Genomic DNA, 26,399 nt, shown 5'->3' on the forward strand with positions numbered 1-26,399 from the left:
CGTACGGTGATCTCCGTTCGGCTATTCGGGATGAAATTCGGTTACTTCTCCGGTCACAGCCCTTTCACAGGTAGATTTTATGGGCATTGGTGATGGGGATGAAATCTTCAGGCGTTCTTCATGGCGTTCTTCATGGCTCAACAAAGAGTGATTAAAGATTGATCATCCAGTTTCCTTGGTCAGGTGATCCGGAATGCCCCGCGAGGGGTCCTTCCCGTGATCGCGAGGGTGCCTTCTTCGGTTGGGTACGCACTGTCGGAACATCCGGTATGCGCTCTTTCGCCCGAAGTTGTCGCCCGTGTCAGGCTGTCGGTAATCAGAAGGGCCGCTCTGTGGGGTGCATAGTTCTCAAGGCTCGGCAATGGGTCGATGAAACGTATTCGGGCGTTTCTCGGTGCAATCCGTGCACCAAGAGCGGAATGACCGGTCGGGAGAAGATCTACTGCCTCGTCGAGGCCGGCGACCGGCCCGACCTCGAACTGAAGGTGAGGGCCGGCACGTCGAAGGGCGCCCTGCCGACCGTCACGCACTCGACGGTAAAGCTGATCGGCATGGGTGACCATGTCGCTCGGCCGCAGACCGGCCGGACCACGATGTCGCGGAGGGGTTCCACGTGGGCCTAGTTCTCGCCTACGTACTCATCCTGCCTGCGGTGATCCTCCTGGGATGGATCGCTTCCTGGTGGGGAACCCGGCGTATGCGGTGGATCGGGCTGTCCGTCGCGGCCGCTGCCTCAGTGGTCTGCGCCGTCATCGGCCAGGACGCCATGGGCCCACGGACCGACCCGCACACCCTCGGCTGCGCCTCGGCGTTGGAGTGCACGGACCTGCGCCCGGCCTTCGTCATCGCGTCCGGGCTGCTCGGGTTCGTGGTCTGTCTGGCGCTGGTGGTCCTGACGCTCGTGGCCGAGTTCGTCGTGAGCGTTCGGAGGAAGGTGCCGGCCCGACCCGGGCTTTAGGACCGGGCTGTAGAGCTGGGGTGTAGGGCTGGGGTGCCATGGCTGCTTGCGCCGCTGTCATGGGGTTTTCGCTGATCTCGGTTCTCAGCTTTCGAGCACTCCGCGAGCGCGTAACCTGACCCGGATCAGTCACCGATCCGCAAGGTTGTTCTGGTATGCGCATGTTATTGCTTATGCCGTTATCCATTGTCACGGGCGCCGTGACGGGAACGGGCGGCCCCCTCCTCGACGCGTCCACCCGTACCGGTGTGCTGGGGGCGGTACTCGTCGCCGGCTGGTGCTACGCGTCCATCCCCTTCTGCCTCGGGATGGCAGGGGCGTCCAGGTGGAAAGCCGTCATCAGCGGTACGACCGCGTTGATCGTGGCTGTGATCTCCTACTACTCGCTCAAGGCTGTCCAGGGTGATTTCAGGACAGTTGATTTCTCGGACACCAGTGGCCGAGAGTTCTTTTCGTGGAGCGGATTCGCCTCCATGACGTTGTACTGGTGCGTCGCGGCTCTGGTCCTGGGGCCGCCGCTCGGTGTGGCGGGCTGGATGGCCCGTCACGGGGCGATTCGCCTGCCGTTCAGGCTCGTCATCCCTGTGATCGCCTTGGCCGAGACGGCGATGCGGTTGCGGGTCGAAGCATCCACGGCTTCGTCCCCAGCGGTCATGGCCTGGGAACTCGTTCGGGCAACGGCTCTGGCGCTGATCGTGCTGCTCGTCGGGGTGGCGGTATGGAAAAGGCGCCACCGTCATGAAACGTCGAGGCCGGCGCCGGCGACCTCGCCCAGGACGAGCGGGTCGTCGCATTCCGGAAACCCTGGCGAGCGGTAGAACGCCCGCGCGCCGGGGCGCTCACGGTGCGTTGCTCCTCCGGGGGACGCGGGATGCGCCGCCGGGTCCGTCCGCCCGGGCCGCGTCGTCGGGTGCGCGACAGGGGGCGTCAGGAGCGGAGGGCGAACGGAGCGAGGTGTGTCCGAGCCATGCGCAGGTGCTTCCCTCCCCGTGGGGTGACTGGTGTTTCAGGACAGCAGACTCACCGTCGTCGCGAAAACGCCATAGATGCCACCCGCTGCCAGTCCGGCTCCGATCAGCCGCTGGAATGCGAAGGATGAGAAGAACCCGCGGTCTTCACGCCCGCCGAGACTCTCGTGATATTTGCCCGGAAGGCCGCGGAAGTTCATCGCGACGCACAAGCCGATACAGAGAAGAACGATGGCGAGTGGCAAGGTGACCCAGGCGGGCGCGGGATCACTCGCGGCGGACGCGGAAACCATTCCGACCTTCACGGTGTCGGCCTCCACTCTGTTCATGCTCCTGGACGGATCGTCTGACGAGGCTGAGGCAAAGGGCTGTCCCTCAGTCCCTGGTGGATGCCTGGTGGGTGCGCGACGCCGGCCCCGGCACCTTGCCGCGTCGTCGGAACGTCCACCTGTATTCAGTATGCGGACGGCCCCTACGCCGGCCGGCAAGCGGTCCTGACGTCGACGCCGGACACCACCTCGGCCAGCTCCAAGGAAGCAGGGAGCAGGCCCTCTTGGCCCGCGTCGCTGCGGGAGCAGCGGCCCGGCCAGGTTATTCGGTTGTGGACCTCCGGTAGGGAGCGTCTGATCCCGGCTATGACAATTGTGCTGCAGAAGCCGTCTGTTGATGGGGTGCGCGAGGCCATGGCCGCGCTGCGGGAATGGCAGTACGACGAAGCGCCGATGCAGTTGCACTCCGGGGACATCGGCTGGACCTACCGGTTCGGAGCGGTCGAGACGGCCGCGGGGGTCCGGACCTGGAGTCGGGACGGGCGGATTCTCGCGGTCGGGATGCTCGACACGCCGACGCTTGTGCGGATGACGGTAGCTCCGGACGCCTTCCAGGATCAGGACTTGGCGCGCCGGCTCGTCGAGGATTTCTCGCTGCCCGAGCGCGGCGTGCTGCCGGAAGGAGCAGTGTCCGTCGAGGCGCCGCTGGGCCTGCTGCTCCACGACCTGCTGAGCAAGGAGGGCTGGGGCGTCGACGAGCCGTGGACGCCGCTCTTCCGCTGCCTCGCCGAGCCGGTGGAGGACCCCGGCGTGCGGATCGAGTCGATCGGCCCGGAGCAGGCGCAGGACTTCGCCGACGTCCTGCGCTCGGCGTTCAACACCTCTCTGCCTACGCGTGATTATTGGCACGAGATGTCGGCGGGACCGTTCTACGCCGACGCCCGCTGCCTGGGTGCCTACGACGACCGGGGCAGCGTGGCGGCGGTGGTGACGGTGTGGTCGGCCGGCCCGGGGAAGCCGGGGCTGGTCGAGCCGATGGGCGTCCACGAGGACCACCGTGGTCGCGGATACGGCCGGGCGATCACTGTGGCCGGGGCGGCCGCGCTGCGGGAGACGGGATCGTCGAGCGTTCGTGTGTGCACGCCGAGTTCCAACGTCGGCGGCGTCGCCACGTACAGGGCGGCCCGGTTCGAGGTACGGCCGGAGGTGCGGGACCGGATCCGGACGGCCTGACGCCGGGGTTGCTCGGAAAGGCGGCGGTCTGAGGCGTGGATCTTCTGGCAGGTGAGGAGTGCGCCGCCGTTACGCCGTTCGGCTCATCCCCGCCGATCCGGGCCCGCCGTCACCGAAGTGGCCCCCGCCCGTGGGGGATTCTCGGGCGGAGGGGTTCCTGCCGGAGTACCGGCGCGGGAACCGTCCGGTCCACAGTGCGGGAGAAGAGCGGTGAGCGACGGTCTGCGGATCACGGACGGCGAACGAGTGAGGTCGGCCGGTCCGGGGGAATCGGCCCCCTCGGCCCCAGCTCGCACCGTCCGGTGGTCCCTGCGGATTCCGTGGTCTCCGTGGTCCCCGTGGCCGTGGTCCCCGTGGTCCCGGAGCGCGACGGTGGTCGTGGCCGCCGTGGCCGGCGCCTTCCCGCTGGCCCAACTCCTGTTGGTGAGACCCGCGATGGGCCTCGGCTGGGACGAGTCCGTCTACGTCAGTCAGGTCGCCTCCCACGCGCCCGCCTCGTTCTTCAGCGCCCCTCGGGCCCGGGGCGTCCCGCTGCTGGTGGCCCCGGTCGCCGCCTGGTCGTCCTCGACCGAGCCGCTGCGGATCTACCTGGCCGTCCTGTCCGGCCTCGGCCTCTTCCTCGCACTCCGCGCCTGGCGCCAAGTCCTTCCCGCCAGCGTGCTCGCGACCGCGGGCGCCCTGTTCGCCACCTTGTGGGTGACGCTGTTCTACGGGCCGCAGGCCATGCCCAACTACTGGGTAGCCGTCGGCGCCTTGGCCGGTACGGGCTGCTTCCTGCGCGCCCGTGCGATCCGCACCGACCGCACGGCTCCGTGGGGCCTCGGCCTGAGCGTGGCCCTGATGGCCGGGATGAGGCCGATGGACGCGGTGTGGGTCGTCCTTCCCCTGGTCGTTCTGGTGGTGTGCGTGCGGCAGTGGCGTCGCCCGGCGTTGCTGGTGGCGCTGGGCGCCGGTCTCGCGGCAGGAGCAGCCGAGTGGGTCGTCGAGGCCTATGTCTCGTACGGGGGCCTGGCGCAGCGCTTGTCCGACGCGTCCCGCATCCAGGGCGGCCTCGGCTGGAACGTCGCCGTTGGCGACCAACTGCGGGCGCTGGGCGGACGTACCCTGTGCCGCCCGTGCACCGGTGCCGTACCTCCGGTGACGGAGACGCTGTGGTGGTTCGCCCTGCCGCTGCTCGCCGCCCTCGCGGTCGGGGCCGCCGTCCGCGCCGGGCGCCCGGCCGTCACGCTCGTACCGCTGGCCTGCGCCGCCTCGGCGGCCTTCCCGTACCTCTTCCTGATCGGTTACGCGGCGCCCCGCTTCCTGATGCCCGCCTACGCGCTGCTCGCCGTGCCGGTCGCCGGGCTCGTGGTGCACGCGGTACGGGTGCCCGGGCGGCTGGGCCGGCCGCTGACCGTGACCCTGCTGGTCCTCGTACTGGCCGGGCACCTGACCGCGCAACTCGTGGTCCTGCACAACACCGTGCGCCGCACCACGGCGGCCCGGCAGGAGTGGGCCGACATCGCCGACGGGCTGCACCGGCTGGGCGTCCGCCCGCCCTGCCTGGTCACCGGCAAGGAGTACGTCCCGATCGCCTTCTACACGGGCTGCTCCTCGGCGGCGTCCGGCGGCCACGACGCCAACACCACGGTGGCCGGCATCCGGCGGACCGCCGGGCGGCTGCCCACCGCCGTGCTCGTGGCACCGGCCGGCGGGCCGCCCGGCTACGCCCGTTCCTGGCCCTCGCACCGGGTGGCGGGGCTGCGCGTGTACGTCGCACCCGCCCCGGCGGCGAAGGCCCCGGTCGCGGCCCGGTGAGCGGTGACGGACTCCCCGAATGCGGAAGCGGAAGCGGGAGCGGTTCGGGGAGCCGTCTTCACCCCACCGCGGCCTCGCACTCCTCGCAGCGCCGGATCGCCTGCCGGTCCGTGTTCCCCTCGGTCGCGGTCGCCGGGCAGCTGCTGCTCAGCCGGTCCCAGAGCCCGGCCGGCGGTGCGGGGATCCAGCCCCAGCGCGGGGCGGTCACGAGTTCCTCGGTCAGATGGGCGCAGGCCCCGGGGAGATGCGCGTCCCGCCTCGGGGAGATGAGGATCGTGTCGGCGGGGAAGGCGCGCCACTCCTGACGGGGATGGGCGACGGGGGGCGCCTTCGGCGTCGAGCCGTCGGGTGGGCATGAACAGCCCAGTCCGATGACCAACTCACAACGGTCACAACACTTCTGTCGCACGTATCTCACTCCCGCCAAGTGCCGGCGCCCTCGCCCAGGACGAGCGGTTCGTCGCATTCCGGAAACCCTGTCGAGCGGTAGAACGCCCGCGCGCCCGAGCGGTCACGGTGCGTTGGTCCGCCGGGGGCCGCCGAGGGCTTCCGGAGGCGGGTGGACGGGTGCCCGGGACGGCAGCGTGGAAACCGTGGGTGAGGTACGGGCGACCAGCGGGGCTCCCCGCTGCCGGATCACGCCTACCCGTTGGCCGCACGGCGCAATACCGTTGCGCCATGCCTCAATTCGACGACGGGGAACCCGTCTTCAGGAGCACCAGGGACGGGCGTTCCTGGGAATGCAACCCGCGCAACCCCATCGGGTACGCGCTGAGGATCGTGGGCATCGTGGCCATCGGGGTGTGGCTGCTCCTCGTGATCTTCCGCCTGGGGCCCTACGCGTAGTCGTCGGAGCGCGGGCGCTCGGCGATGCGTGCGACCGGCCGTGTCGCGCGGGGCAGCCTTGCGTGGTGACCGCGGCAATTCTCTCCGGACACTGTTCTCCGACCGCGGGCCTGCGCCTCGGGCCCGCTCTCCGCGAGCGCGCCGCACGCGTCCGGGCCCCACGCGTCCGGGCCGGCCCGCGCGAGACCGCACGGTGACGAGCGGTCGGAGCGCTGATGGCCGGACGGCCGGATCCGCCGCCCCCGGAGTGCCATGTCACCAGACGGGCCGCAGGGGCGGGGGTGTGTCTCCGGCCAGGGCCCGTACGAGCCCGGCGAGTTCGGCGCGGGGGAGGCGCAGGCCGGACGCGTGGAGCTGATCGGCCAGCTGTGACTCCAGGCCGTGGAGTACGTGCCCGGCGGCGGCGAGGTGCTCCCGCGCCTTCGCCGTCAGGGCGACGAGTCTGCGCCGGCCACCCGCCGGGTGCGGGTGGCGCTCGACGTAACCCCGCTTCTCCAGGTAGTCGACGATCTGGCCGGCCGCCTGTTTGGTCACCCCGAGCCGGTCGGCGAGTTCCGTGCTCGTGGCGCCCGAGTGCTGGAGCAGCTGGAAGACCATGCCGTGGACGGGGCGCACGTCGGCATGCCCGGCGGCCTCCAGACGGCGTCCGAACTCGGCGAGTACGAGCTGGAAGGACATGCCGAGCAGGAAGGTGAGCTCGGTCGACTCCAGGGAGTCCTGGGGGTGTTGGTGTGTCGGGTTCTGCACCGGGCCATCTTGACACACGCGGGTAAAGCTCCTTTACTCGCATCGCGAGTGGTGAGTAAAGTAACTTTACTGAGGGAGCGTCCCATGTATGTGATCAGCGAGAGCGAGCAGCGGACGACCGTCACGCCTGCGGCATCGGCGTTCGCCCTGGCGGGCCCGAGTCAGGGAAGCACCGAACTCAGCACCTGGCGCGTGGAGTTCGGTGCGGGTTCCGCCGGGCCCGTGCACAGCATCGACCGTGAGCAGGTGTGGATGCCGCTGTCCGGTGTGCTCGGAGTGGAGGTCGACGGGGTGACCGGGCGGGTGGCGGCCGGGCAAGCGCTCGTTCTGCCCGCCGACGTGGTGCGCCAACTCACCGCACTGGAAGGCCCGATGGTGGCTCTGGTCGCCATGGCGGCCGGTGGAACGGCCGCGCGGCCGGGCGACGACACGAGGATTCCGCTGCCCTGGGCGGAGTGACCGCGCGCGCCGCCCGCCGCGCGCGGTCACCGCGCCCGTGGCTACCGCAGCCCGTCCGCGCCCGGTTCCGAAGAAGTCGTCTCCGCCGCGCCCGCCCCGCGCTTCGAAGAGATGCGGGCGCGGTCCGACTCGGCGGTCAGACTCGACAGCAGGCTCAGCGCGGCGTCGGAGGGGGAGCCCTCGGGGGCGGTGTAGAGCAGCATCCGGTGGCCGGTGTCGTCGGAGAGGTGGAGGTTCTCGAAGTCCAGGGTCATCGGGCCCACCACCGGATGGTGCAGCTCCTTCGTCCCGACGGTGCAGTCCCGCACCGGATGCTTCGACCAGAGGCCCGCGAAGTCGGGGCTCTGCAGCATGAGTGAGCCGATCAGCTCCGCGAGCGCGCGGTCCTGGGGGTTGCGGCCCGCGGTCAGGCGCATCGCGGCCAGCGCCACCCGCGCCTCCTTGGCCCAGTTGGTGTACAACTCGCGGGCGTGCGGGTCCAGGAAAAGCATCCGGGTGAGGTTCGGGCGGCTCGCCGGGTCGTCCGGGCTCGTCGGGTCCAGGTGGCCGGCGAGCAGCGCGTGGCCCAGTGCGTTCCAGGCGAGGACGTCGTTGCGTCCGTCCAGCACCACGGCGGGAACGTGCGGCATCTGTTCGATCAGCCGCCGGGTGGTGGCGCGTACGTACTCCGGGCGGCGCGGGACGGGCCGCTTCGCCTTCGGCGGGCGGGCGAGGTCGCGCAGATGGGCGTGCTCGTCCGGGGTGAGGCGCAGTGCGCGGGCCAGGGAGTCGAGGACGCTGTCCGAGGCGTTGGCGCTCTGCCCCTGCTCCAGGTGCGTGTAGTACGTGATGCTCACCCCGGCCAGCAGGGCGAGCTCCTCGCGCCGCAGTCCGGGTACCCGCCTGCGGGTTCCGTGGCTCGGCAGGCCGACGTCCTCCGGCTGGAGCCGCGCGCGGCGGTTGCGGAGGAAGTCGCCCAGGGCCGTGGGAGTGTCCATGTGCACCAGTGTGCCCGGCGGGCGGCCCGGCCGGATTCCCCCTGGGTGGCCCTGCCAGTGATACCTTCCGCGACGCCAGCAAGACCAGAGAGCTGGGTAACTCCCTTGCGCGGGGCCAGAGTCACTCTCCAGGACGACCACTCACGGTGGTCCGCGACGGAGGGATGTGCAGGATGACCGTTACCGAGGGTGTACGGACGGGGGAGGCGCCGGTCCGTCTCGGCGGGCGGCTGCGCCTCGTCCTGGTGGTGTTGCTGGTCGCGCAGTTCATGCTGGCGGTGGACTTCTCGATCCTGAACGTGGCGTTGCCGGTGATCGGTGACGGGCTGGGCTTCTCCCTGTCGGGTCTCCAGTGGATCGCGACCTCGTTCGCACTGGCCGCGGCCGGGTTCACCCTGCTGTTCGGCCGGATCGCGGACCTGTTCGGACGGCGGCGGCTGTTCCTCGCGGGGCTGGCCGTACTGGGGCTCGCGTCGCTGGTGGGCGGATTGGCCCAGAGCCCCGAAATGCTCATCGTGGCCAGGGTGCTCCAGGGGCTGGCGACGGCGGCCGTGACGCCGGCGGGACTCTCGCTGCTGACCACGTCGTTCCCCGAGGGACCGCTGCGGCAGAAGGCGCTGGGGCTGAACGGCGCGCTGATGTCGGCGGGGTTCACGACCGGCGCCATCCTGGGCGGAGTCCTGACCGATCTCCTCTCCTGGCGCTGGTCCTTCTTCATCAACGTCCCCGTGGCGATCGCGGTGCTGATCATCGCGCCGACGGTGATCAAGGAGTCCCGCCCGGCGGTCCGTCCGAAGCTGGACGTACCGGGTGCGGTCTCGGTGACGCTGGGGCTGCTGGCGCTGATCTTCGGTCTGACGCAGGCCGGTGAGCACGGCTGGGGGTCGGGCGCCGCGATCGGCTGGCTGGCCGGCGGTGCCGCGCTGCTGCTGGTGTTCTACGCGGTGGAGTCCAAGGCGCCGAGCCCGCTGGTGCCGGTGTCGGTACTGAAGAAGCCGACGGTGGCCTGGGGGAACGTGGCCGGTGCGGTCGCCTTCCTCACGGAGACGAGCCTGGTCTTCCTGATGACGCTCTACCTCCAGGAGGTCCTCGGGTTCTCGCCGCTGACGGCCGGCCTGTCCTTCGGTGTGCTGGGGGTCGGCACGGTGGTGGGCGGTTCGATCGCGCCCCGGGTGATCGGGGCGACCTCGACACGGTCGACGCTGCTGATCGGCGGAGTGCTCCAGGCGGTCGCCACCCTGTCGCTGGTCGGTCTGGGCGAGACCAGCGGTTCGATGGGGCTGCTGCTGACGGCCACCTTCGCCGGCGGGGTCGGGAACATGCTGGTGATCGTCGGGTTCATGGTCACGGCGACCACCGGCCTCGCCGACCACGAGCAGGGCATGGCCACGGGCCTCGCGACGATGACCCAGCAGATCGGCATCACGATGGGCACCCCGATCATGTCGGCCGTCGCCGCCGCGAACACCGACATCCACGACGGGATCACCACCGCCGTCATCGTCAACACCGCGGTGGTCGTCCTCGGGATCCTCACCTCCTTCCTCTTCCTCCGGAACGGGAAGCCCGCCGCGGAAAGCCGGATCGGCTGACCCGGCGGACGGTGGCACCCGGACGGTGGCACCCGGGGGACACCGCCGGTGTGGGCCGGGCCGCCGGCGGCCGGGGTGGAGTCCCGGCCGTGAACCGGCCGGTGGGCGGTCAGCCCGCCAGTCCGGGGATGCCCACCAGCAGCACCGTCAGCGCGGCGAGGGCCGCCGCCACCGCCTCGCCCACCGCCCCGGAAGGGCCGGTCGTGGCGGCCAGTTCGCCCATGCGCTCCTTCACGACGTCAGGGTCGGCGTCCGGCAGGGCACGGGCGTGCAGGCCCGCGTGGTGGAGCAGCGTGATCAGCTCCGCCGTCTCCGGTCCGGCCGCCGCCCCGTCGAGCACCACCCCGGCGAGCTCGCTCCGCAGAGCCTCCGGCACCGAGGCGTCGGTGACCGGGTAGCGGTAGGAGCCGAAGGCGCCGAGCACCTTGCGTCCTTCCCGGTGCACCACGCCCTTGGCCCGGAGCCCCTCGTACGCGGTGGTGACCGCCTGGTCCCGCACCGCCAGCAGCCAGGACTGCGGCCGGGCCTCGGGGTGTTCGCGCACCTGGGCCGCGACCGCGGCGGCGAGCGGCTCCCCGGGGGCCGGGACGCCGGTCGCGACGAGCTTTCCGTCGCGGGCCACCACCCCACCGGTGCGTACGAGTCGGAGCAACGGAGCCGCCGCCACCGCGGCGCCCACGCGCAAGTGGTCGCGCGGTGTCCCGTCCCGCTGATCCAGCCCGAGCAGTGCGATCCGCTCGCCGACGGTCAGTCCCGTGTCCATCGGGCCCCTCTTTCCTTGTCGCCCGCGCTGTTTCCGGCTCTCTCTCATCACGCCCCGCCCATGCGCCCGGTTCCCCCGGGGTGTCACCCCGCAACCGTATGAGTTCCGTCAAGGAGAGCTTGTGGTGAAGCGGTAAGGGACGGTCGTGCCGCCTTGTCCTCGCTTACCCGTTCGGCTAATCGCCGGTTTCACGCGTAGCCACCTGTCCCAAGGGGCACAGTGTGCAATGTCTTCACAGGAACCACATGGTCATTGACATGATCAGGGCGGGAATGTGAGGGGTTGTCCACGTACGTTTAAGAGATCATCATCTTTTTACGGGGGAACGTATGGATGAGTCGGAACTGGCCGTCCTGGGAGTGCAGCCGCTCGACGAAACGGTGTACCGGGCCCTGCTGCGCCGCCCCGGTGCCACTGCCGAGGATCTGTGCCCGGCGCTCCGTCTCGGTGAGCATGAACTCCAACTCGCTCTGAAACGGCTGGACCAGCAGGGCATGGTTCACATAGGCGCAGGCGGGGAGGCGTTCCCCGTGGACCCCGGGATCGGGGTGGGCAAACTCGCCGAGCAGCGCATCCGGGCCCTCCAGGAAGAACAGCGCGAGATCCTCTCCACCAGCCACTCCCTCGTGCGCCAAGTCCTGCACTGGCAGGGGAAGGAGGGCGTGCACGAGGAAGTCGAGACCCTGGAGGGTTCCGGACTCGTCTACGAACGGGTCGGAGAGCTGGCCTACTTCGCCCGGCACGAGCTGCTCGCGATGCAGCCTTCGCGGACGCTGACACCGGAATGCGCCGCCATGGCGCGCGAATCCGATCTCAGATGCCTGCGGCGGGGTGTCGCCGTGCGGGCGCTGGTGCATCGAGCGGCGCTCCAGGACCCTGTCTCCACCTCGTATTACCGGGAGTTGGCGGCACACGGCGCCCAGCTCCGGCTTCTGGACGGGGCGTTCGAGCGCGTTCTGATATTCGACCGCAGCACCGCTCTGGTGGAATCGGCCCCCGAAGCGCCCGACCAACGCGCCCTGTTGATCCGCCAGGAGGGCCTGGTGAAGACCCTCCGGTCGTTCTTCGACCGGTCCTGGAGCCACGCCGCCGACGCCGCACCGCTGCTGGTCGGCGACGTCGAGCAGGAGCGGCTGGAGGAGCTTCAGCTGAAGGTGCTCCAGATCATGGCCCGTACCGACAAGGACGAGGCGGGGGCGCGTGAACTGGGCATCTCGGTGCGGACCTATCGGGGGCACGTCGCGCGACTCCTCCACCGCCTGAACGCGGCCACCCGCTTCCAGGCCGCACTGCTGGCCCGGGACAAGGGCTGGATCTGAAGGACTCAGACCGGCTGCCGGACGGCCAGTTCCGCCAGCCCCGCCAGCAGTCGCAGCTGCCGGGGCTGGATGCCGGGCAGTGACGCGGTGGCGCGGCGGGCGTGCTCCGCTCGGGCGCAGAGGAGGTTCCGGGCGAGGGCGAAGCGGCCCCGGGCGGGCACGAGGACGAGCTCCTCGAAGAGCCTGCCGGTGCCGCCGACCACCCGGTCGATCTCGTCGCCCAGGTCGCCGTGCCAGTCGACGGGACGCACGAAGCCCCCGTCGCGCACCATGTCCGCGTACCACTCCCGCATGTCCTCGCGGCAGGCCGCGCGGAACGTCTCGTCGTGCCGTCCCGCGCGCAACTCCCCGAGGAGCGCGTGTGCGGCCCGCGCGTCGGCGAGGTGGATCAGCGGCATCCGGTGCGGGCGGGCCATCCGGTGCCGGCGGGTCCCGCCGTCGGTGAGGAGGACGGCGGTGGGCTCCAGCGCGGTGGCGAAGGTGTGGCCCGCGTCGGCCAGGCGCAGCCAGAGGTCCCAGTCCTCCAGGCCCGCCCCCGTCCGCCAGCCGCCCACCGACTCGGCGAGACCGCTCCGGTGGGCCACCCGCGTGGGCTCGAACATCGGCCCCATGAGCTGGAGTTGCGGGTGCCAGCAGCAGGAGAGCGGCGGAAGCTCGGCGGCGACGCCTCCGGACGCGTCCCGGTACTCGCACCCGGTGGCCGCCATGTCGGCCCCGCCTGCCAGGAGTTCGAGAACGAGACGCAGATGGTCCGGGTGCCAGGTGTCGTCGTGGTCGAGGTAGGCGGTGTACGCGCCCCGGGCCTCGGCCAGTCCGGCGTTGCGCGGGCCGCTCGGATGACCGGTCCGCGCGTGCCGGACCAGCCGCACCCGGGGGTCCTCCCGGCCCGCCCGTTCCACCCACTCGTCGGTGTCGTCGTCGGAGCCGTCCGAGACGACCAGGAGCTCCCAGTCCTCGACGGTCTGGGCCCGGACGGAGTCGATGGTCCGGGTGATCGCCTCCGACCGGTTGTACGTCGGGCAGACCACGGTCACCCGGGGTGCACGGCGGTGCGCGGGGCGGTGTTCCACGGACTTCGGCCTCCCTTCGCGCACGGTCACCAGAAGGGCAGCGCGGCCGGCCCGTCGCCCGCCGCGCCCAGGGCGAGCAGCACCCCGGCCGCGCCGGTGGCGAGGTCGGTGGAGAGCCGCAGGTTCTCGTGGCCGAGGAAGGCGGGCCGCCCGGCGTACTCGACCCGGTAGAGGTCCAGCACGTCCAGCAGGCGCGGGGGCGGCTCCTCGCCGAGCCGCCGCAGGGTGAGGGCGGCACCGGCCCAGCCGTGGAAGAGCCCGGCGGTACGGGGCATGGCCGCCCGGGCCGCGGCCCGGACGCCGTCGACGACCAGGGCGAAGCGCGGGTCCTCGCGGTGCTCCAGGTAGTCGGCGAGGACCAGGGCGGTGCCCGCGCCCCCGGCGGCCAACAGGGGCCTGCTGCCCGGGGCGTTGGGCGCCCAGCCCTCGGTGTCGGCCCCGGTTTCCGTGCTCGGGGCGGTGGTCCAGCCGAGGGCCGTCACGTCGGTGGTGAGCAGTTCCCGGGCCGCGTCCAGCCAGGCGGTGTCCGAGGTCCGCCCGTACAGCGCGAGCAGCAGCCGCGCGCCGCCCGCCCGGCCGCGCATCAGGCCCGACTGCCCCCGGCGGGGCGGGGCCGCGGCGGCGCGCGCGGTGAGCTGCTCGCCCGCGGCCGTCGCGTACTTCAGGGCGTCCTCGTCGCCGGTGGTGCGGGCGAGGTGGAGCTGGGCGAGGGCGATACCGGCCAGCCCGTCGAAGTAGCTGTCGTTGGGCGGGTCCATGGCGCGGACCCGGGCGAGCAGCCCGGCCGCCGCGTCCGTGCGGCCCAGCCGGAGCAGCGCGGACGCGGTGCCGGCCAGGCCCGTCCAGAGTCCGGGCAGGGCGTCGCCGGAGTCGGCGGTTTCGGTGGCCGCCCGCTCCAGCAGGTCCACGTGCGCCTCGGGCACCTCCCGGCCGGACTCCGCGAGGGCCCACAGCACCCCGGCGGTGCCGTAGGCGAGGTTCGCGCCGCCACCGGGCAGCAGGAACTGCGTCGCGTCACCGGGGAAGAGCCGGTCCGCGCGGTCCGGGGTGGCGGATGCCTCGATGCCCTCGGCGACGGCCGTCGCGCCGAAGGCCGGGGCGGGCGCGGTCCGCGGGAGAACGGGAGCGCCGGTGGGAGCGGGCGCCGGGGCGAGCGGCGTGAGGTCGGCGCGGATGCGGTCGCCCCAGTCCTCGGGCAGCGGGTAGCGGGCGGCGATGTGGGCGATCAGCTGCTCGACCTTGTCCGGCCCCCAGCCCATGAGCGTGGTCAGCGGTGCGAAGAGGGCCACCCGCAGACAGCCGAGGGCGTACCGGTCGATGTCCGGGCCCCGGTGCCCGGCGGGGGCGCCGAAGCCGGGGGCCGCGTGGATCTGCGCGGTGTCCGGGTCGGTCGTGGCCGTCTCCAGGTCGATGAAGACCACGGTGCCGTCGGGGCGCACCAGGACGTTGCCGGGGTGCAGGTCGCCGAAGAAGACGCCCCGGCCGTGCATCGCCGTGACGCCCCGTTCGATGTCCGCGAGCACGTCCAGGGCCCACCGGGTGTAGTCGGCGGTCCGCTCCGGGTCGGCCTCCGGGGCTTGCGGGAGCCGGCGGGTGAGGGCTGCGGCGAGGGTGTCCTCTTCGATGAACTCGCGTACGAGGAAGTGGTGTTCGTGACCCTTGCGGGCCTCGATCAGCCGGGGGAACCAGCGCAGCCCGGCGAGCTTCTCCAGGCAGGAGTGCTCGTGCTCCAGCCGGGCGACGGCGTCGTTGCCGTGGGTGTCGATCCCGGAGTGCGGGCGGGCCTCCCGCAGCAGCACCGGCTCCCCGGTCCGCAGGTCGCTGCCCCGGTAGACCCCGCCGCCGTTGGAGAAGTGCAGGGCCTTCTCGGCGCGGTAGGGGAAGTCCTCCAGGGTGCCGGAGTTGCGGTCCGCCAGCGCCTGTTCCAGGCAGGTGGGCAGCGTCGCCCACTCCGGCGGGCGGAAGGCGGGCAGCCGCTTGTCGGGCACCAGGTTGCCGTCCGGGTCCTCGATGCAGTGGACGGTCTCGCCGGTCGCCGTCTTCATGGTCCGCGCGACGAAGCCGCCGTACCGGACGTACAGCGGCCCGGACCGCCACCGCAGGTCACTGAGGATGTACGGACCGGCCTCGCCGTCCAGGACAGTGCCCAGCTCGTCCAGGACCCGGGCGAGGATCTCCTCGTCCCGGGGGTAGACCGTGACGAACTTGCCGGACGCGCTGCGGTCGCCGTACTTGCCGTTGCGGCGCAGCAGCACCTTCCGGCTCCGGATGAACTTGAACGCGATCCCCTGCGGCACCAGGTACTCCCGGCACCGCTCCAGGACCCTCTCAGCGTTCTCCGTGACCGCCGACACGTGGATCTTCCAGCCCTGCGGCGGCAGCTGGTGGTCCGGCGGGGTCAGCATCGCCCAGTCCGGTCCGGTGTGGAGCGACCAGCCCTGCGGCGCCGGCTCCGACACGGCGGGGTAGTCGTCCGGCGCCGCGCTGTCCGCGTCGTCCCGGTCGAAGAAGGGCGTGCCGGGTGGGCAGTGCGCCAGATGCCGAAGTATGTCCATGATCAACCGCCTTGGGAGCAGGGAGGAAGCGCGGTCACCGGGCGGCCGCCGCCGTGGAGCGTCGGGTACGGGCCGGGCTCGCGTGGTTGCGGAGCGGTACGCCGGCCCGAGCCCGAGGGTCAGCGCCAGAACGGCGCGAGGTACCGGAGGTAGAGCCATTCGCCCAGGCTGCGCCGGCCCGCGTCGATCTCGGCGAGCCCGGTGGGCCGGGACGGTGGCGCGTCGGTGCTCAGCCGGATGCCGGAGGCCGGCAGGGCCAGTTCGTCCAGCCCGGTCACCGGGGCGAACACGGAGAAGGGCGCGGAGACGTCGGTGGGCTCGGCGGACGCCACCTCGGCCTCGCCCAGCTCCTCGTGCAGCACGATCCCGCTGCCCGTCAGGCGGACCTTGGCACCGGGAGCGACCGCGGCCAGGTCGGCCGCGCCGGTGGCCACGAAGGTGACCCGGCCGTGCTCGTTCACGAACCCGCCGGTCACCGTGTACGGCAGGGTCACCCCGACGGCCACGGCCGCCACGGCCGCGAGTCCGGCGAGCGAGACGACCGCGATCCGCCACCGGGCCGCCCCGGCGGCGAGCGCCTCGGCGCCCAGGCGCAGGGCGCCCGTGCAGCACCGGGTCAGCAGGGCGAGCAGCGCCAGCGACACGACGACCGCGCCGACCAGGCCCATGTTCTCCAGCATCGAGCGCCAGAGCGTGAACGCGGTGCCGAGGACGTACAGCGGGAAGACCATGCAGGCCAGGCCGAAGAGCGGGGCCCAGCCCAGCTCGGGCAGCGTCTTCTCGTACCGCCCGCCGAAGAGCACCCGCGCGGCCAGGCGCCGGGCGTCGGCCATCGAGCGGTCGCGCAGGTGCGAGACGTCCAGGTGGCTCATGAGCGCGAGGTAGCCGTCGAGCTTGATGAACGGGACGGCGTTGAAGAAGCCGGACAGGAAGCTGGTCACGGTCAGCAGGAGCAGCAGCTCGCGCACCGTCCCGCTGCCCCCGGCCAGGGCCACGCCCGCCGAGGCGAGGCCGGCCGCCCCGCCGATCGCGGCCTGCACGGTGATGCCCGCGAGCGCGATGCGGACCCGCTGGGCGCCGTTCGGGAGCCGCCAGCCGTCCGTGACGTCGCAGAAGAACGCGGGGGTCAGGTAGAAGAGCATGACGCCCATCCGGCTGGGCTTGCCGCCGTAATGGCTGAGTACCGCCCCGTGCGCCATCTCGTGGAGCGCGGTGCCGAGGTAGGTGACGACGACCAGCGCGACCAGGGCGGAGACCGGCAGCGGCCCGCTCAACGCATGGGTGGCCGTCGGTAGTTGGAAGCCGACGCTCAGCAGCCCGCCGGCCACCAGCGCCACCAGCGCCACCGCCCAGGCCCGGTGCGCCAGCCGTGCCGTCAGCGGCCTCAGCCGGGCGAGCAGCCGGTCCGGGCGCACCACGGTGTACTGGAAGGTCAGCGGCGGTACGAACGTGAACCGCCGGGTTCGTACGGGTTCCCGTGCCGGGTCCTGGAGCAGCTCCATCTTCTGGGCGCGCAGCAGGCCCTCGCCCACCAGCTCGGCGGTCCAGGGGCGGCCGAGGCTCTCCGCGATGTCCTGCGCGGTGTTGGTGCCGTCCGCCGAGCGCAGCAGCCGGGCCATCCCGGCGCCGACCCGCAGATACCGCCCGGCGCCGAACTGCACGATCCACGGGGCGCCTTCGCCCGCCGGCTCGTGCACCAGCACCTCGTCCGCCAGCGCGGGGCGCTCCGGCAGCGGGGGGAGTACGGGCGCCACGGGCTCCGGGCGCTTCAGGGCCAGTTTCACGGCAGGTCCCTGCGGAGGAAGAGCGCGCGGCCCGCCACGGCGGCGGCGGCGATCCAGGCGGCGAGCACGACGATCGCCCAGGGGGTGGAGAGCAGCCCCGCGGTGGAGCTGTCCTGGTAGACGGCGGCCATCGCCTCGTCGATGGTGAACTTGCCGACGTCGGGGGCGAGTCGCTGGAGCCCGCCGCTGACCAGCCAGGTGCTCAGCAGCATCACGACCACCGCGACCACCTGCTGGCGGATGATCAGCCCCAGCAGGCAGCCCCACAGGGCGCCCGCCACGATCACGCCCATCACGCCGAGCAGCGTCCGGGTCGCCTCCGCCGTCCACTGCGGGCCGAAGTCCTGACCGGCGAGGAAGACCCAGGGACTGACGGCCGCCAGGACCCCGGCCCCCAGGGCGAAGACCGCGCCGGTGGCCGCGGCGACGGTGAGCTTCGCGCCGAGGACCCGCAGGCGGCTGCCGCCGAGCAGCGTCGTCCGCATGACCGAGCCGCTGGAGAACTCGCGGGTCACCGCGAGCATGGTGGCGAGCGCGGCGACCAGCTCCACCATGAACCAGCCCTGCACCAGGGACGCGGTGGTCTGCGCCACGGTGGTGGTGCCCTGGTCCAGCTCGTCGAGCGCCTGGGTGAGGAACCCGGCGTCGGCGAGGACGCAGAGCAGCGTCGCCGCGAGGGCCAGCGCCCACCAGGCCTTGCCGGTCCACACCTTCTGCCATTCGGAGGCGATGAGATCACGCATGGCTGGGCTCCTTGCCCGCGGTGCCGGCGAGTTCGAAGAAGCGGTCCTCCAGACTCACCGAGCCGTCCCGGGTGAGGTCCGCCGCCGTTCCGCTGTACCGCAGGGTGCGTTGCAGGATGACGATGTCGTCGGCGATCTGCTCGACCTCGGCGAGCAGATGGCTGGAGAGCAGCACGGTCCTGCCCTCGTCGGCGAGGGACCGCAGGAACTCCCGCAGCCACCGGATGCCGTCCGGGTCGAGGCCGTTGGCCGGTTCGTCGAGGATCAGAAGCTCAGGGTCGGCGAGCAACGCCGTGGCCAGGGCGTGGCGTTGGCGCATGCCGGTGGAGTAGCCGCGCAGCTTGCGGTGCGCGTCGCCCTCCAGGCCCACCCGCTCCAAGACCTCGTCCACCCGCTTGCCTCCGAGCCCCAGCGCGGTGGCCCAGACCCGCAGGTCGCCCCGGCCGGTGGCCGCGTTGGACGGGCCGATGCCGTCCATGGAGACGCCCACCCGGTGTGCGGCGCGCGGGAGTTCGCCGTACGGCAGTCCGAAGACGGTGGCGCGTCCCGCGGTGGGCCGGGCGAGGCCCAGCAGCATACGCAGGGTCGTCGTCTTGCCGGCTCCGTTGCGTCCGAGAAGTCCCACGACCCTGCCGGACGCGACCCGGAAGGAGACGTCCTCGACGGCGGTCACTTCGCCGTACCGCTTGGTGAGGCCCTCGACCTCGACTACGTCGGTCATGGTCAGTTCCTCCCCCGGGCGCGGAGGTAGAGGCCGAGGCCTGCGATCAGCAGCAGCTCGACACCCACGCAGACCAGCAGGGCGACGGTCCGCGTACGGCCGCTGGTGAGTGCCGAGACGATGCCGGGGGCGGCCATGACGGCGACCAGCCAGCAGCCCGCGAGGGCCCACGGAAAGCCGCGGGAAGCAGCCTGGGACATGGAGGGAACTCTCCTTCGGTCGTGCGGGGTCCTGCGCTTCGGATCGGAGGGGCGGCCCGGCGGTGCGATGCCGTCGGGGTGAGTGAGGGGGCGGGAGCCCGCCTCGGGCGCGGAGTCGTCCGGCGCGTGCGGGGCATACTCGGAGATACGGGAACGGCGTGCCGCCGCGCCGGTAGCCCGGGCGCGGCGGCACGAGCCGCACGTAACATCTCGCCGGGGCCCTGTCCCGGATGCACCAGTCCTGCATCCGGAACAGGGTCCCTTGGCGTGCCGGACCGGTCAGGTCGCGACGACGACCGACGTGATGACCAGCGAGGCGTAGGTGGTGCTGACGGCCGCCGACACTCCGAAGCTGACCAGGAAGCTGTTCCACCAGTCGGGGGCGTCCATGCCCTCCAGCTCCTCCATGTCCAGTTCCTGCATGGCCAGTTCGAGAGCCGAGTTGTTGTTCTCCTGCATTGCTTTCACCTCAATCTCTGTGTGGGTACCGCGTGGGACGTACGGGGATCGCGCTCGGCCGGGGGCGGCCCGGTGGGCCGGACCCGGGGAGTGGATCAGGTGGCCAGCGTGATCAGCGAGACGTAGGAAACGACCGCGCCCGCGCTCAGACCGCCGACGAAGCTGAGGACGTCGCTCCAGCCGAAGGGCGCGTCGAGCGCCTCCAGCTCCTGCATGTCCAGCTCGTGCGCCTCCAGCTCCTGAAGAGCCAGCTCCAGAGGGGCCTTGGTGTCCGTGTTCTGCATGGGTTCTCCTCCTTCCGAGGTGTTGATCTCCTGGTGGTGCGCCCGCCGGCGGGTACCGGCGGAAGTCTGCGGGTGAGGGGCCTCACCGCGAGGGCCGCCCGGGGGCAGGGGCTCCGCCGCGGGGGCCGGCCTCAGGACGGGACCGGGGTGCGTACCGCCTCCGTCAGCGCCGCGCGGACGTCGGGCAGCGCCAGCGCGCCGAGGGTCGGCAGCCCGTCGCCCCAGGCCCGCATGGTGGCGCGGGCCACCTCCGCGGTCCGCTCGGGCGTGGCGTTCAGCCCGCGGGCGATGGACCAGTCGTCCAGCAGTGCGGTGATGCCCTCGACCGGGTCCTCGGGCGTCGGCACCGACCGCCCCTCCGCGACCGCCCGCCAGAGCCGGGCCAGCCGGGACGCCGAACCCCACCGGGTGTCGCCGTCCGCGATCCGCCGCCACAGCGGCGGCAGCAGGGCGGCGGCGGCCGTCATCTTCCGGACCCCGAGGGCGGTGGAGAGCTCGTTGGCGAGATACCAGCCCTTGCAGGCGGCGGGCTCCCGGCCGAGGTTGAGCCACTGCTGATGGCTCAGCCCGCTCAGTTTGGCGATCTCCAGCCGCAGGGTGTCGTCGGCCGCGCCCCCGGTCGCCCGTACGTCCGCCACCCGGTCGCCGAGGCCCACCAGCAGCCCCAGCAGCGTCCGGGCGAAGGCGTCCTCCACCGGCAGCTCCCGGTGGTCGCCCGCGTACATCCCGGAGAGCCGGAAGAAGACCTCCAGCACCCCCTCGGCGAGGAGTTCGAGCGGCAGCGTCCGGGTGGCCGCCGGGTCGTAGACCGCCACCTCGGGCTGGAGCCCGTTGCCCAGTACCAGCCGCTTGCCGGTGGGGGTGGCCAGGCAGACCGCACCGCTCAGCTCGCTGCCCGTGCCCACCGTCGTCGGTACGGTGACGAGCGGCAGACGGGGCACCGAACCCGCCGACAGCAGGATGAGCCCACTGCGGTGCCGGACCGCCAGCCGGTCGCGCACGTCCGGGTCGGAACGCAGCAGGACCGCGAGCTTCGCCCGGTCGAGAAGGGAGCCGCCGCCCACCGCGACCACCAGGTCGCTGTCGGCCAGCCGGCCGGCGAGCTCCTGGACGCCGCCCAGGTCGCCGGGGCCGGTGAGGACCACCCGCTCGGTGTCCCAGCCCGCCCAGTCCGCCCGCTCCCGCACCCGGGCCACCGCCTCGCCCTCGGCGACCGCCGAGTCCGCGAGGACGGTGAGGCGCCGGCCCTCGTGCTGGGGCAGCCACTTGGACAGACCGTCCAGGCCGTACGCCACCCGGGTGAGCGGGTGCCTGCTGAGGCTCCAGACCACCTCCATCAGACGGCCCCCGCCCCCGCCGCGGCGCCGACTGCCGCCGCGCCGGTCACCGTGTACGCGTCGATCCCGGCCCTGATGCGGAGCAGGAGTTCGTCGAGGTCCCCGTCGGTGTAGGTCAGCGCCGGCAGGATCTGCACCCCGGACACGCTGGGGTGGACCAGGGCACCGGCCCGGCGGATCGCCGCGACCAGCGCGGGGACCTCTCCCTGCGGCAGCGGTGCGCCGTCGTCGCCCGCCGCGGAGAGCCGGATCGACCGGAAGCAGCCCGCTCCGGTGGTCGCGCTCACCCGGGGGTGCCCGGCCACCAGGGCGTCCAGCGCGGTGTCCAGCCGTGCCGAGAGGCGACGGGCCGAGGCGACCGCGTCCAGCCGGCGCATCTCGGCGAGCGTGGCGGAGATCGCCGCACAGGTCACCGGGGTGCCGGCCTGCGTCTCGCCGTGGACGAGCACGTCCCCGGAGGCGTCGAAGGGTTCGGCCACGGCACGGGAGACCAGGACCGCCGCTGCCGCGCTCGTGCCGTTGGTCAGCCCCTTCGACGTGATCAGCACGTCCGGGGGAGCGGGCCACCGCTGGGAGGCGAACAGACTGCCGGTGCGCCCGAAGCCGGTGGCCACCTCGTCGGCGACCAGCAGGAACCCGTGCTTCTCGCGGAGTTCCAGCAGGGTCTCGACGTACTCGGGGGTCAGCACCACCGCGCCCGTACCGAGCACCGGCTCGACCACCACGGCGGCGATCTGCGCGCCCTGCCGGGAGGCCAGCGCGCGGATCTCCTCCGGGGCGTTCGGCGACACGTGCCGCACCAGCCGCTGGTCGACCCCGTACACCGGCTGCCCCAGGTTCTCGCCGGTGAGCGCGAACCCGCCGAAGGTCAGCCCGTGGTAGCTGTCGCGGAGCCCCACCACCAGCTTGCGCTGCCCCTGGCCGCGCAGCGCGTGGTGGTGCCGCGCCACCTTCATCACCAGGTCGTTGGCGGCGCCGCCGGAGGTGGAGAAGATCACCCGGGCGTACGTGTCCTCGCCGGCCGCCTCCACCAGCTCCCGGGCCGCGCGCCGGGCGTAGACGTTCTCGTAGCGGAAGACGGAGAGGTACGAGGCGTCCCGGAGCGCGGCGGAAGCGGCGTCGGCGATCGCCTCGTTGCCGTAGCCGAGGTTCGCGTTCCACAGGCCGCTGGTGCCGCAGAGGAGTTCGCGGCCGTCCAGGAAACGGACCCGCACCCCGTGCGCGGAGACCGTGCAGAGCTCGTCGTCCCCGTGCAGGGCGGGTGCCTGGAGGGACGGCCAGAGTGCGTCACCCATCACACGCCCTCCGCTTCCAGCAGGACGTCGCGGTGTCTGGGACCGCTCGCGGGCAGGGTGTGCCGGGCGGTGATCCGCAGCCCGGCATCGGCGAGTTCACGCTCCAGCCGCTGGGCCGGAAGGACCCGGATCGACGTGGTGAGCACCTCGATCCGGTCGGCCGTCGCGGCCTCCGCCGCAGGCGGCAGGATGGTGACGCGCCGGGCGGGGGCGCCCTCTGGCCAGTGCTCGATCATCCGGTACCTGCGGCCGCTGGCCCCCTGGCCCTCGATGTCGAGGTCGGTGGCGCGGGCGGACTCGTCCTCCGGGTCCACCATGTCCACGGTGGAGAGCAGGAACCGCCCCCCGGGTGCGAGATGGGCCCGCACCGAGGCGAACAGCCCGGCCCGGCCCGCGTCGTCGAGCAGCGACACCGAGGTGGTGCCGAGCACCACGAGCCCGAAGGTGCGGCCCAGCTCGAAGGCGGCCATGTCGCCCTGCACGGGAACGCACCGGGCCCGCAGCCCCGCCGGAGCCGCCGCGAGGCGCTCCCGCAGCAGGTCCAGCATCTCGGCCTTGAGTTCCAGTGCCGTCACCCCGCGGCCCAGCGCGAGCAGCGGAAGTGTCAACCGGCCCGAACCGGAAGCGAGTTCCAGCACCGGCCCGGTCACCGCCCGCGCCACCCGCAGCACTTCGCGGATCTCGCTGGTGTCGGCCGCGGCGAGGTCGTGGTAGACGGGGGCGCCGACCGCGTCGTAGAGGTCGTGCAGCACCACCCGGTCGCCGTACCCGGCCAGTACCTCACCGGCGAGTCCGGGCGGATACTGCCGAGTTGCCGCTGTCACTGTCGTGGTCACGCTCCTGCCACCTCCGCCGGCGTCGCCCCGGGCCGAGTCTCCGGAAGCAGCGGGACGCCCCGTTCGGCGAAGAAGGCCAGCACCGCCGCCACGGCCGCCTCGGTCAGCGGGGCGGGGGTGTCCTCTCCCGCCTCGGCACGCGCGTGCTCCAGGGCCGCCCCGGGGGAACCGTGCACCAGGAGCCGTTCGGCGATCCCGGCCGCGGGGCGGCCGAGCCGGAAGGTCCGGTCGTGCCCCGGTACGCGTACGTACGCGGCCTCCGGAGTCCAGGCCAGGAAGGGCGCGCGCGGGTCGTCCGCGTCGTGCGGTCCGTCCACCGTGTCCAGCGAGGGCACCAGCCGGCCGCCGAACCCGGAGACCCGCACATCGGTGACCCCGTGCACATGGAGGTCGCGCAGTACGTCCAGCGCGGCCATGTACCGCGCCAGCCAGGGGCGTTCGGCCGTCCGTGCGGCGCGCTGGTCCTCCGGCACGGCCGAGGTGAGAGAGAGCGGGGCGCCGGTCGCGTCCCCGGTGGCGAGTGCGGCCCACCGTGCGTCCAGCTCGGCCGCCGCGTCGCCCACCACACCCAGCGGTGCGCCCTGCGGGGACACGGACACGCTGCCGTCGGCGGCCACCCAGAGCCGGGTGCCGGGACCGTCACCCGTCTCCCCGCTGCCCAGCGCGGGAAGGTCCGCGAGCTGGACCGCGGGGCTCACCGCGAAGGCGGCGAACTCGCCCTCCAGCCGGGCCCGGTCGGCGTCCGCGAGGAACGCCTCGAAGTCCGTCTCGCCGGCCACCCGGACGAGCGTGGTGCCCAGCAGGGACATGTACGGGCTGGTGCCGTAGTCCTGCACCTGAAGGAAGAGGACGCCGCCGATCGAGGCGTCGCCGCCCGGCTCGCTGAGCGAGCCCTCGAAACCCACCACGACGGCGCCCGACTCGTGGGACGCCTCGGAGGTTTCGGCGGACTCGTGCGTTCCCACCGGGACGAGCACCAGGGAGCGCGGCCCGACCACGTCCGAGGCGAGCAGAGCCGGCAGGTGCGCGGCGTCCTCCAGGACCACGGTCGCGGTACCGCCCCCCGGGACGTCGCCCAGCAGCCGGCGTCCGGTGACCCAGGACCGCAGATGCAGACCGGCACGGCCGATCAGAGCCTCATGCACGGGTTTCCCTCCGATCGGCGCCGACCGCCGTGAGAATCTTTTTCAGATCTTCCATGGCGGCCTTCGGGCCATAGAGATTGGCGACGCCGGTCAAATTGAGGACGATTTCGTCGACCCCGGCGATGCGGTATTCATCGAGTTGTTTGACGACGCTGTCGAGATCCCCGTGAATGAATGCACCGGCATCGGCCATGAGTCGCCCCGCCGATTTGGGGTCCATCGTCGAGTAATCGATTCCCGCTTTGCCCAGCATGTCGATGTAATGCGGGGCCACCATGTGCCCGGAATTGCTGGAGAGTACGAAATCGGATACGTCCCGTCCGGGGCGCTCCAGTGCCACGGGCACCATCGCCGTCACCTTCGGCTCCGCCCGGCCCGCCGAGTCGGCGCCCTCGCGCAGCGCCGGGCGCACCACCCCGTCCAGGTAGGCGGCGGGTGTCAGCCACGTGATCGCCGCGTCCGCGACCTCGCCCGCCAGCCGCGCCATGCCGGGGCGCAGGACCCCGAGCCCGAGCTGGACCTCCGGTGACATGACCGGTCCCATCTGGGCGTGGCAGCTGTAGAAATCGCCCTTCACCTCGACGATCCCGCCGCCCAGCAGTTCCCGCACGATCGTCAGGTACTCCCTGACCGCGCCGAGCTGACTGCGGTAGGGAGCGCCCAGCAGGCTCTGCTGGAACGTCTTGCCACCAGGGCCGAAACCGGCCAGCACGCTCTCGCCGGTCGCCATCGCCAGGGACTTGACCAGGTGTGCGGCCTCGAAGGGGTGCCGCAGGGGCATCAAGGTGACCCCGAGACCCGTCGGGACCCGGAATCCCGCACCCGCCACGGCGGAGAAAGTCTGGAAAGGCTCCATCAGAAGGCTCTGTCCCTGCCAGAGTCTCCGGGCTCCCGTCCATTCGACCAGAGCCGCATAGGGCAGCACTTGTTCGGTGCGTCGCGGCAGAAAAGGAATCAGTACGGAATAGTCCACGTCTTCTCGCCCCCCTTCGTAATGTGCTGGATAGTTTCACGGAGCCACTGGTTCCGGGGAGGGGGTGCTGTTGCAGCTTCATGCACCGGACCGCTGCAGCAAGTTGCATTTCCTTCGCCGGTGGTTTTGCCGCTGATCAGAGGCCCTGCCGTGGGGCGTACCGCGAGCTCTGTCGGGCGCGGGGTGCGGGGTGGGGGGTGGGGGGTGTGTGGTGCGGGACCCCGGGGCGCCGAGGGCGGCGGGCGCCGGGGGCGGCAGGGGTGTGCGCAACCCGGACGGACCCCCTGCGGGCCGCCCGCACACGGTCCAGAATCGGAGACAAAATTGTTGACAATCCTGTTGGCCTAGATTTAGCGTCGACAAGCACTCACTCAGGGAGGGCACGAATGCCGAAGGAAGCCAGTCCGGGCAGCGGGGAGCAGGCCAAGCAACTGGCCCTGTCCCGGCTCCGGCAGGCGATTCTGCGGGGCGAGATGGCACCGGCCCAGCGGCTGGTGGAGAACGAACTCGCCGAGCAGTTCGGTGTGACACGGGCCAGCATCCGTGCGGCGTTGATCGATCTCGCCGCGGAGGGGCTGGTGGAGCGGATCCGTAACCGCGGGTCCCGGGTGCGCGTGGTGACCGTGGAGGAGGCGGTGGCCATCACCGAGTGCCGCATGGCGCTCGAAGGCTTGTGCGCGGCCAAGGCGGCGGTCCTGGCCACCGAGGCGCAGCGCGAGGAGCTGACCCGCCTGGGCGATTCGATGGCCAAGGCGGTGGCGGAGGGCGATCCCCTCACCTACTCCGAGCTGAACCATCAACTGCACACCTGTGTGCGGGAGTTCTCGGGTCAGCGGACCGCCGTGGAGCTCCTGGAGCGTCTCAACGGACAACTGGTGCGCCACCAGTTCCAGTTGGCCTTGAGACCTGGTCGTCCCCAGCAGTCCCTGAGTGAACACCTGGCCATGATCGAGGCGATCGTGGCCGGGGAGCCGCAGGCGGCGGAGCAGGCCGTCCGCGCCCATCTCAGCAGTGTGATCGACGTGTTGCGCGACTGACCCGGGTGTCCGGCGGGCCGGTGGCGCACCCG

28 protein-coding genes are annotated in these 26,399 nt (G+C 72.1%); 10 read left to right on the forward strand and 18 right to left on the reverse strand.

Going from position 1 to position 26,399, the window contains the following annotated elements; all coding sequences use genetic code 11:
• The first annotated feature begins 419 nt into the window (after positions 1–419).
• The 3 genes from OHA55_RS18630 to OHA55_RS18640 all read left to right on the forward strand — a co-directional run bounded on the left by OHA55_RS18630 (position 420) and on the right by OHA55_RS18640 (position 1,776).
• A complete protein-coding gene (locus OHA55_RS18630) occupies positions 420–623 on the forward strand; it encodes a hypothetical protein (protein ID WP_266707742.1) in 204 nt (67 codons plus the stop codon).
• Positions 614–958 (forward strand): hypothetical protein, encoded by a 345-nt coding sequence (locus tag OHA55_RS18635; RefSeq protein WP_266707744.1) that lies wholly within the window; start codon positions 614–616, stop codon positions 956–958. Before OHA55_RS18630 ends, OHA55_RS18635 begins: the two co-directional genes overlap by 10 nt.
• Before the next feature lie 161 nt (positions 959–1,119).
• Positions 1,120–1,776, forward strand: a complete 657-nt coding sequence (locus OHA55_RS18640; RefSeq protein WP_266707746.1) for a DUF6518 family protein — start codon at positions 1,120–1,122, stop codon at positions 1,774–1,776.
• Positions 1,777–1,964: 188 nt separating this feature from the next.
• Here OHA55_RS18640 and OHA55_RS18645 read toward each other — a convergent pair whose 3' ends face one another.
• Entirely contained in the window at positions 1,965–2,246 is a 282-nt protein-coding gene (locus OHA55_RS18645) for a hypothetical protein (protein ID WP_266707748.1), read from the reverse strand.
• Between the two features lie 315 nt (positions 2,247–2,561).
• Between OHA55_RS18645 and OHA55_RS18650 the strand changes: the two genes are divergently transcribed.
• Entirely contained in the window at positions 2,562–3,428 is an 867-nt protein-coding gene (locus OHA55_RS18650) for a GNAT family N-acetyltransferase (protein WP_266707750.1), read from the forward strand.
• Positions 3,429–3,800: 372 nt separating this feature from the next.
• Complete coding sequence (locus OHA55_RS18655) at positions 3,801–5,225, forward strand: hypothetical protein (RefSeq protein ID WP_266707752.1); 1,425 nt, start codon at positions 3,801–3,803, stop codon at positions 5,223–5,225.
• A gap of 58 nt (positions 5,226–5,283) precedes the next feature.
• On the opposite strand, the gene OHA55_RS18660 is transcribed toward OHA55_RS18655, so the two are convergent.
• Positions 5,284–5,604, reverse strand: coding sequence for a hypothetical protein (locus OHA55_RS18660; protein ID WP_266707754.1), 321 nt, complete (start codon positions 5,602–5,604; stop codon positions 5,284–5,286).
• Between the two features lie 299 nt (positions 5,605–5,903).
• Here OHA55_RS18660 and OHA55_RS18665 point away from each other — a divergent pair, with 299 nt between their 5' ends.
• Positions 5,904–6,071 (forward strand): hypothetical protein, encoded by a 168-nt coding sequence (locus tag OHA55_RS18665; protein WP_266707756.1) that lies wholly within the window; start codon positions 5,904–5,906, stop codon positions 6,069–6,071.
• A 255-nt stretch (positions 6,072–6,326) separates the two neighbouring features.
• Here the strand turns inward: OHA55_RS18665 and OHA55_RS18670 are convergent, their stop codons facing one another.
• Positions 6,327–6,749 carry a MarR family winged helix-turn-helix transcriptional regulator gene (locus tag OHA55_RS18670; RefSeq protein ID WP_266710791.1) on the reverse strand — a complete coding sequence of 141 codons (423 nt, stop codon included), beginning with the start codon at positions 6,747–6,749 and terminating at the stop codon, positions 6,327–6,329.
• 153 nt (positions 6,750–6,902) lie between these two features.
• On the opposite strand from OHA55_RS18670, the gene OHA55_RS18675 reads away from it, so the two are divergent.
• A complete protein-coding gene (locus tag OHA55_RS18675; protein WP_266707758.1) occupies positions 6,903–7,277 on the forward strand; it encodes a cupin domain-containing protein in 375 nt (124 codons plus the stop codon).
• Positions 7,278–7,318: 41 nt separating this feature from the next.
• On the opposite strand, the gene OHA55_RS18680 is transcribed toward OHA55_RS18675, so the two are convergent.
• Positions 7,319–8,254, reverse strand: coding sequence for a helix-turn-helix transcriptional regulator (locus OHA55_RS18680; protein WP_266707760.1), 936 nt, complete (start codon positions 8,252–8,254; stop codon positions 7,319–7,321).
• Positions 8,255–8,427: 173 nt separating this feature from the next.
• Here OHA55_RS18680 and OHA55_RS18685 point away from each other — a divergent pair, with 173 nt between their 5' ends.
• Complete coding sequence (locus OHA55_RS18685; RefSeq protein WP_266707762.1) at positions 8,428–9,846, forward strand: MFS transporter; 1,419 nt, start codon at positions 8,428–8,430, stop codon at positions 9,844–9,846.
• A 109-nt stretch (positions 9,847–9,955) separates the two neighbouring features.
• Here the strand turns inward: OHA55_RS18685 and OHA55_RS18690 are convergent, their stop codons facing one another.
• Positions 9,956–10,609, reverse strand: a complete 654-nt coding sequence (locus OHA55_RS18690) for a GPP34 family phosphoprotein (RefSeq protein ID WP_266707764.1) — start codon at positions 10,607–10,609, stop codon at positions 9,956–9,958.
• A gap of 329 nt (positions 10,610–10,938) precedes the next feature.
• Between OHA55_RS18690 and OHA55_RS18695 the strand changes: the two genes are divergently transcribed.
• Positions 10,939–11,928 (forward strand): helix-turn-helix transcriptional regulator, encoded by a 990-nt coding sequence (locus tag OHA55_RS18695; protein WP_266707766.1) that lies wholly within the window; start codon positions 10,939–10,941, stop codon positions 11,926–11,928.
• A gap of 5 nt (positions 11,929–11,933) precedes the next feature.
• Here OHA55_RS18695 and OHA55_RS18700 read toward each other — a convergent pair whose 3' ends face one another.
• The 13 genes from OHA55_RS18700 to OHA55_RS18760 form a co-directional block, all read right to left on the reverse strand.
• Positions 11,934–12,998, reverse strand: coding sequence for a glycosyltransferase (locus OHA55_RS18700; RefSeq protein ID WP_266707768.1), 1,065 nt, complete (start codon positions 12,996–12,998; stop codon positions 11,934–11,936).
• Positions 12,999–13,024: 26 nt separating this feature from the next.
• Positions 13,025–15,553 (reverse strand): class III lanthionine synthetase LanKC, encoded by a 2,529-nt coding sequence (lanKC, locus tag OHA55_RS18705; RefSeq protein WP_266707770.1) that lies wholly within the window; start codon positions 15,551–15,553, stop codon positions 13,025–13,027.
• A gap of 119 nt (positions 15,554–15,672) precedes the next feature.
• Positions 15,673–17,337 carry a daptide biosynthesis intramembrane metalloprotease gene (gene mpaP, locus OHA55_RS18710; RefSeq protein ID WP_266707772.1) on the reverse strand — a complete coding sequence of 555 codons (1,665 nt, stop codon included), beginning with the start codon at positions 17,335–17,337 and terminating at the stop codon, positions 15,673–15,675.
• Positions 17,334–18,080 (reverse strand): ABC transporter permease, encoded by a 747-nt coding sequence (locus OHA55_RS18715; RefSeq protein ID WP_266707774.1) that lies wholly within the window; start codon positions 18,078–18,080, stop codon positions 17,334–17,336. Before OHA55_RS18715 ends, mpaP begins: the two co-directional genes overlap by 4 nt.
• Positions 18,073–18,801, reverse strand: coding sequence for an ABC transporter ATP-binding protein (locus OHA55_RS18720; protein ID WP_266707776.1), 729 nt, complete (start codon positions 18,799–18,801; stop codon positions 18,073–18,075). The genes OHA55_RS18715 and OHA55_RS18720 overlap by 8 nt, the downstream gene beginning before the upstream one ends.
• Before the next feature lie 2 nt (positions 18,802–18,803).
• Positions 18,804–19,001: a hypothetical protein gene (locus tag OHA55_RS18725; RefSeq protein WP_266707778.1), complete on the reverse strand. Its 198-nt coding sequence runs from the start codon at positions 18,999–19,001 to the stop codon at positions 18,804–18,806.
• Positions 19,002–19,280: 279 nt separating this feature from the next.
• Positions 19,281–19,460, reverse strand: coding sequence for a daptide-type RiPP (locus OHA55_RS18730; protein WP_266707780.1), 180 nt, complete (start codon positions 19,458–19,460; stop codon positions 19,281–19,283).
• Between the two features lie 95 nt (positions 19,461–19,555).
• Positions 19,556–19,744 (reverse strand): daptide-type RiPP, encoded by a 189-nt coding sequence (locus OHA55_RS18735; protein ID WP_266707782.1) that lies wholly within the window; start codon positions 19,742–19,744, stop codon positions 19,556–19,558.
• Between the two features lie 131 nt (positions 19,745–19,875).
• The gene (gene mpaC / locus OHA55_RS18740; RefSeq protein WP_266707784.1) at positions 19,876–21,081 is read right to left on the reverse strand and encodes a daptide-type RiPP biosynthesis dehydogenase; all 1,206 of its coding nucleotides are present in this window, start codon (positions 21,079–21,081) and stop codon (positions 19,876–19,878) included.
• A complete protein-coding gene (gene mpaD / locus OHA55_RS18745; RefSeq protein WP_266707786.1) occupies positions 21,081–22,376 on the reverse strand; it encodes a daptide-type RiPP biosynthesis aminotransferase in 1,296 nt (431 codons plus the stop codon). Before mpaD ends, mpaC begins: the two co-directional genes overlap by 1 nt.
• The gene (gene mpaM / locus OHA55_RS18750) at positions 22,376–23,212 is read right to left on the reverse strand and encodes a daptide-type RiPP biosynthesis methyltransferase (protein WP_266707788.1); all 837 of its coding nucleotides are present in this window, start codon (positions 23,210–23,212) and stop codon (positions 22,376–22,378) included. Before mpaM ends, mpaD begins: the two co-directional genes overlap by 1 nt.
• Complete coding sequence (gene mpaB / locus OHA55_RS18755; protein WP_266707790.1) at positions 23,209–24,357, reverse strand: daptide biosynthesis RiPP recognition protein; 1,149 nt, start codon at positions 24,355–24,357, stop codon at positions 23,209–23,211. Before mpaB ends, mpaM begins: the two co-directional genes overlap by 4 nt.
• Positions 24,350–25,330: an LLM class flavin-dependent oxidoreductase gene (locus OHA55_RS18760; protein WP_266707792.1), complete on the reverse strand. Its 981-nt coding sequence runs from the start codon at positions 25,328–25,330 to the stop codon at positions 24,350–24,352. The genes mpaB and OHA55_RS18760 overlap by 8 nt, the downstream gene beginning before the upstream one ends.
• A 386-nt stretch (positions 25,331–25,716) precedes the next feature.
• On the opposite strand from OHA55_RS18760, the gene OHA55_RS18765 reads away from it, so the two are divergent.
• On the forward strand, positions 25,717–26,367 hold the full coding sequence (locus OHA55_RS18765; protein WP_266707794.1) for a GntR family transcriptional regulator: 651 nt from the start codon (positions 25,717–25,719) through the stop codon (positions 26,365–26,367).
• Positions 26,368–26,399 lie beyond the last annotated feature (32 nt).

The organism is Streptomyces sp. NBC_00102, assembly GCF_026343115.1.
In the GTDB taxonomy this organism is placed as follows: domain Bacteria; phylum Actinomycetota; class Actinomycetes; order Streptomycetales; family Streptomycetaceae; genus Streptomyces.

Bases quoted from the DNA above. Each gene is read 5' to 3' on its own strand.
- OHA55_RS18735 (WP_266707782.1), bottom strand. From the start codon at position 19,744: ATGCAGAACACGGACACCAAGGCCCCTCTGGAGCTGGCTCTTCAGGAG.
- OHA55_RS18695 (WP_266707766.1), top strand. From the start codon at position 10,939: ATGGATGAGTCGGAACTGGCCGTCCTGGGAGTGCAGCCGCTCGACGAA.
- OHA55_RS18690 (WP_266707764.1), bottom strand. From the start codon at position 10,609: ATGGACACGGGACTGACCGTCGGCGAGCGGATCGCACTGCTCGGGCTG.
- OHA55_RS18675 (WP_266707758.1), top strand. From the start codon at position 6,903: ATGTATGTGATCAGCGAGAGCGAGCAGCGGACGACCGTCACGCCTGCG.
- OHA55_RS18715 (WP_266707774.1), bottom strand. From the start codon at position 18,080: ATGCGTGATCTCATCGCCTCCGAATGGCAGAAGGTGTGGACCGGCAAG.
- lanKC (WP_266707770.1), bottom strand. From the start codon at position 15,553: ATGGACATACTTCGGCATCTGGCGCACTGCCCACCCGGCACGCCCTTC.
- OHA55_RS18725 (WP_266707778.1), bottom strand. From the start codon at position 19,001: ATGTCCCAGGCTGCTTCCCGCGGCTTTCCGTGGGCCCTCGCGGGCTGC.
- OHA55_RS18685 (WP_266707762.1), top strand. From the start codon at position 8,428: ATGACCGTTACCGAGGGTGTACGGACGGGGGAGGCGCCGGTCCGTCTC.
- OHA55_RS18630 (WP_266707742.1), top strand. From the start codon at position 420: ATGACCGGTCGGGAGAAGATCTACTGCCTCGTCGAGGCCGGCGACCGG.
- OHA55_RS18730 (WP_266707780.1), bottom strand. From the start codon at position 19,460: ATGCAGGAGAACAACAACTCGGCTCTCGAACTGGCCATGCAGGAACTG.
- mpaD (WP_266707786.1), bottom strand. From the start codon at position 22,376: ATGGGTGACGCACTCTGGCCGTCCCTCCAGGCACCCGCCCTGCACGGG.
- OHA55_RS18720 (WP_266707776.1), bottom strand. From the start codon at position 18,801: ATGACCGACGTAGTCGAGGTCGAGGGCCTCACCAAGCGGTACGGCGAA.
- OHA55_RS18640 (WP_266707746.1), top strand. From the start codon at position 1,120: ATGTTATTGCTTATGCCGTTATCCATTGTCACGGGCGCCGTGACGGGA.
- OHA55_RS18680 (WP_266707760.1), bottom strand. From the start codon at position 8,254: ATGGACACTCCCACGGCCCTGGGCGACTTCCTCCGCAACCGCCGCGCG.
- OHA55_RS18765 (WP_266707794.1), top strand. From the start codon at position 25,717: ATGCCGAAGGAAGCCAGTCCGGGCAGCGGGGAGCAGGCCAAGCAACTG.
- OHA55_RS18670 (WP_266710791.1), bottom strand. From the start codon at position 6,749: ATGTCCTTCCAGCTCGTACTCGCCGAGTTCGGACGCCGTCTGGAGGCC.
- OHA55_RS18665 (WP_266707756.1), top strand. From the start codon at position 5,904: ATGCCTCAATTCGACGACGGGGAACCCGTCTTCAGGAGCACCAGGGAC.
- mpaC (WP_266707784.1), bottom strand. From the start codon at position 21,081: ATGGAGGTGGTCTGGAGCCTCAGCAGGCACCCGCTCACCCGGGTGGCG.
- OHA55_RS18650 (WP_266707750.1), top strand. From the start codon at position 2,562: ATGACAATTGTGCTGCAGAAGCCGTCTGTTGATGGGGTGCGCGAGGCC.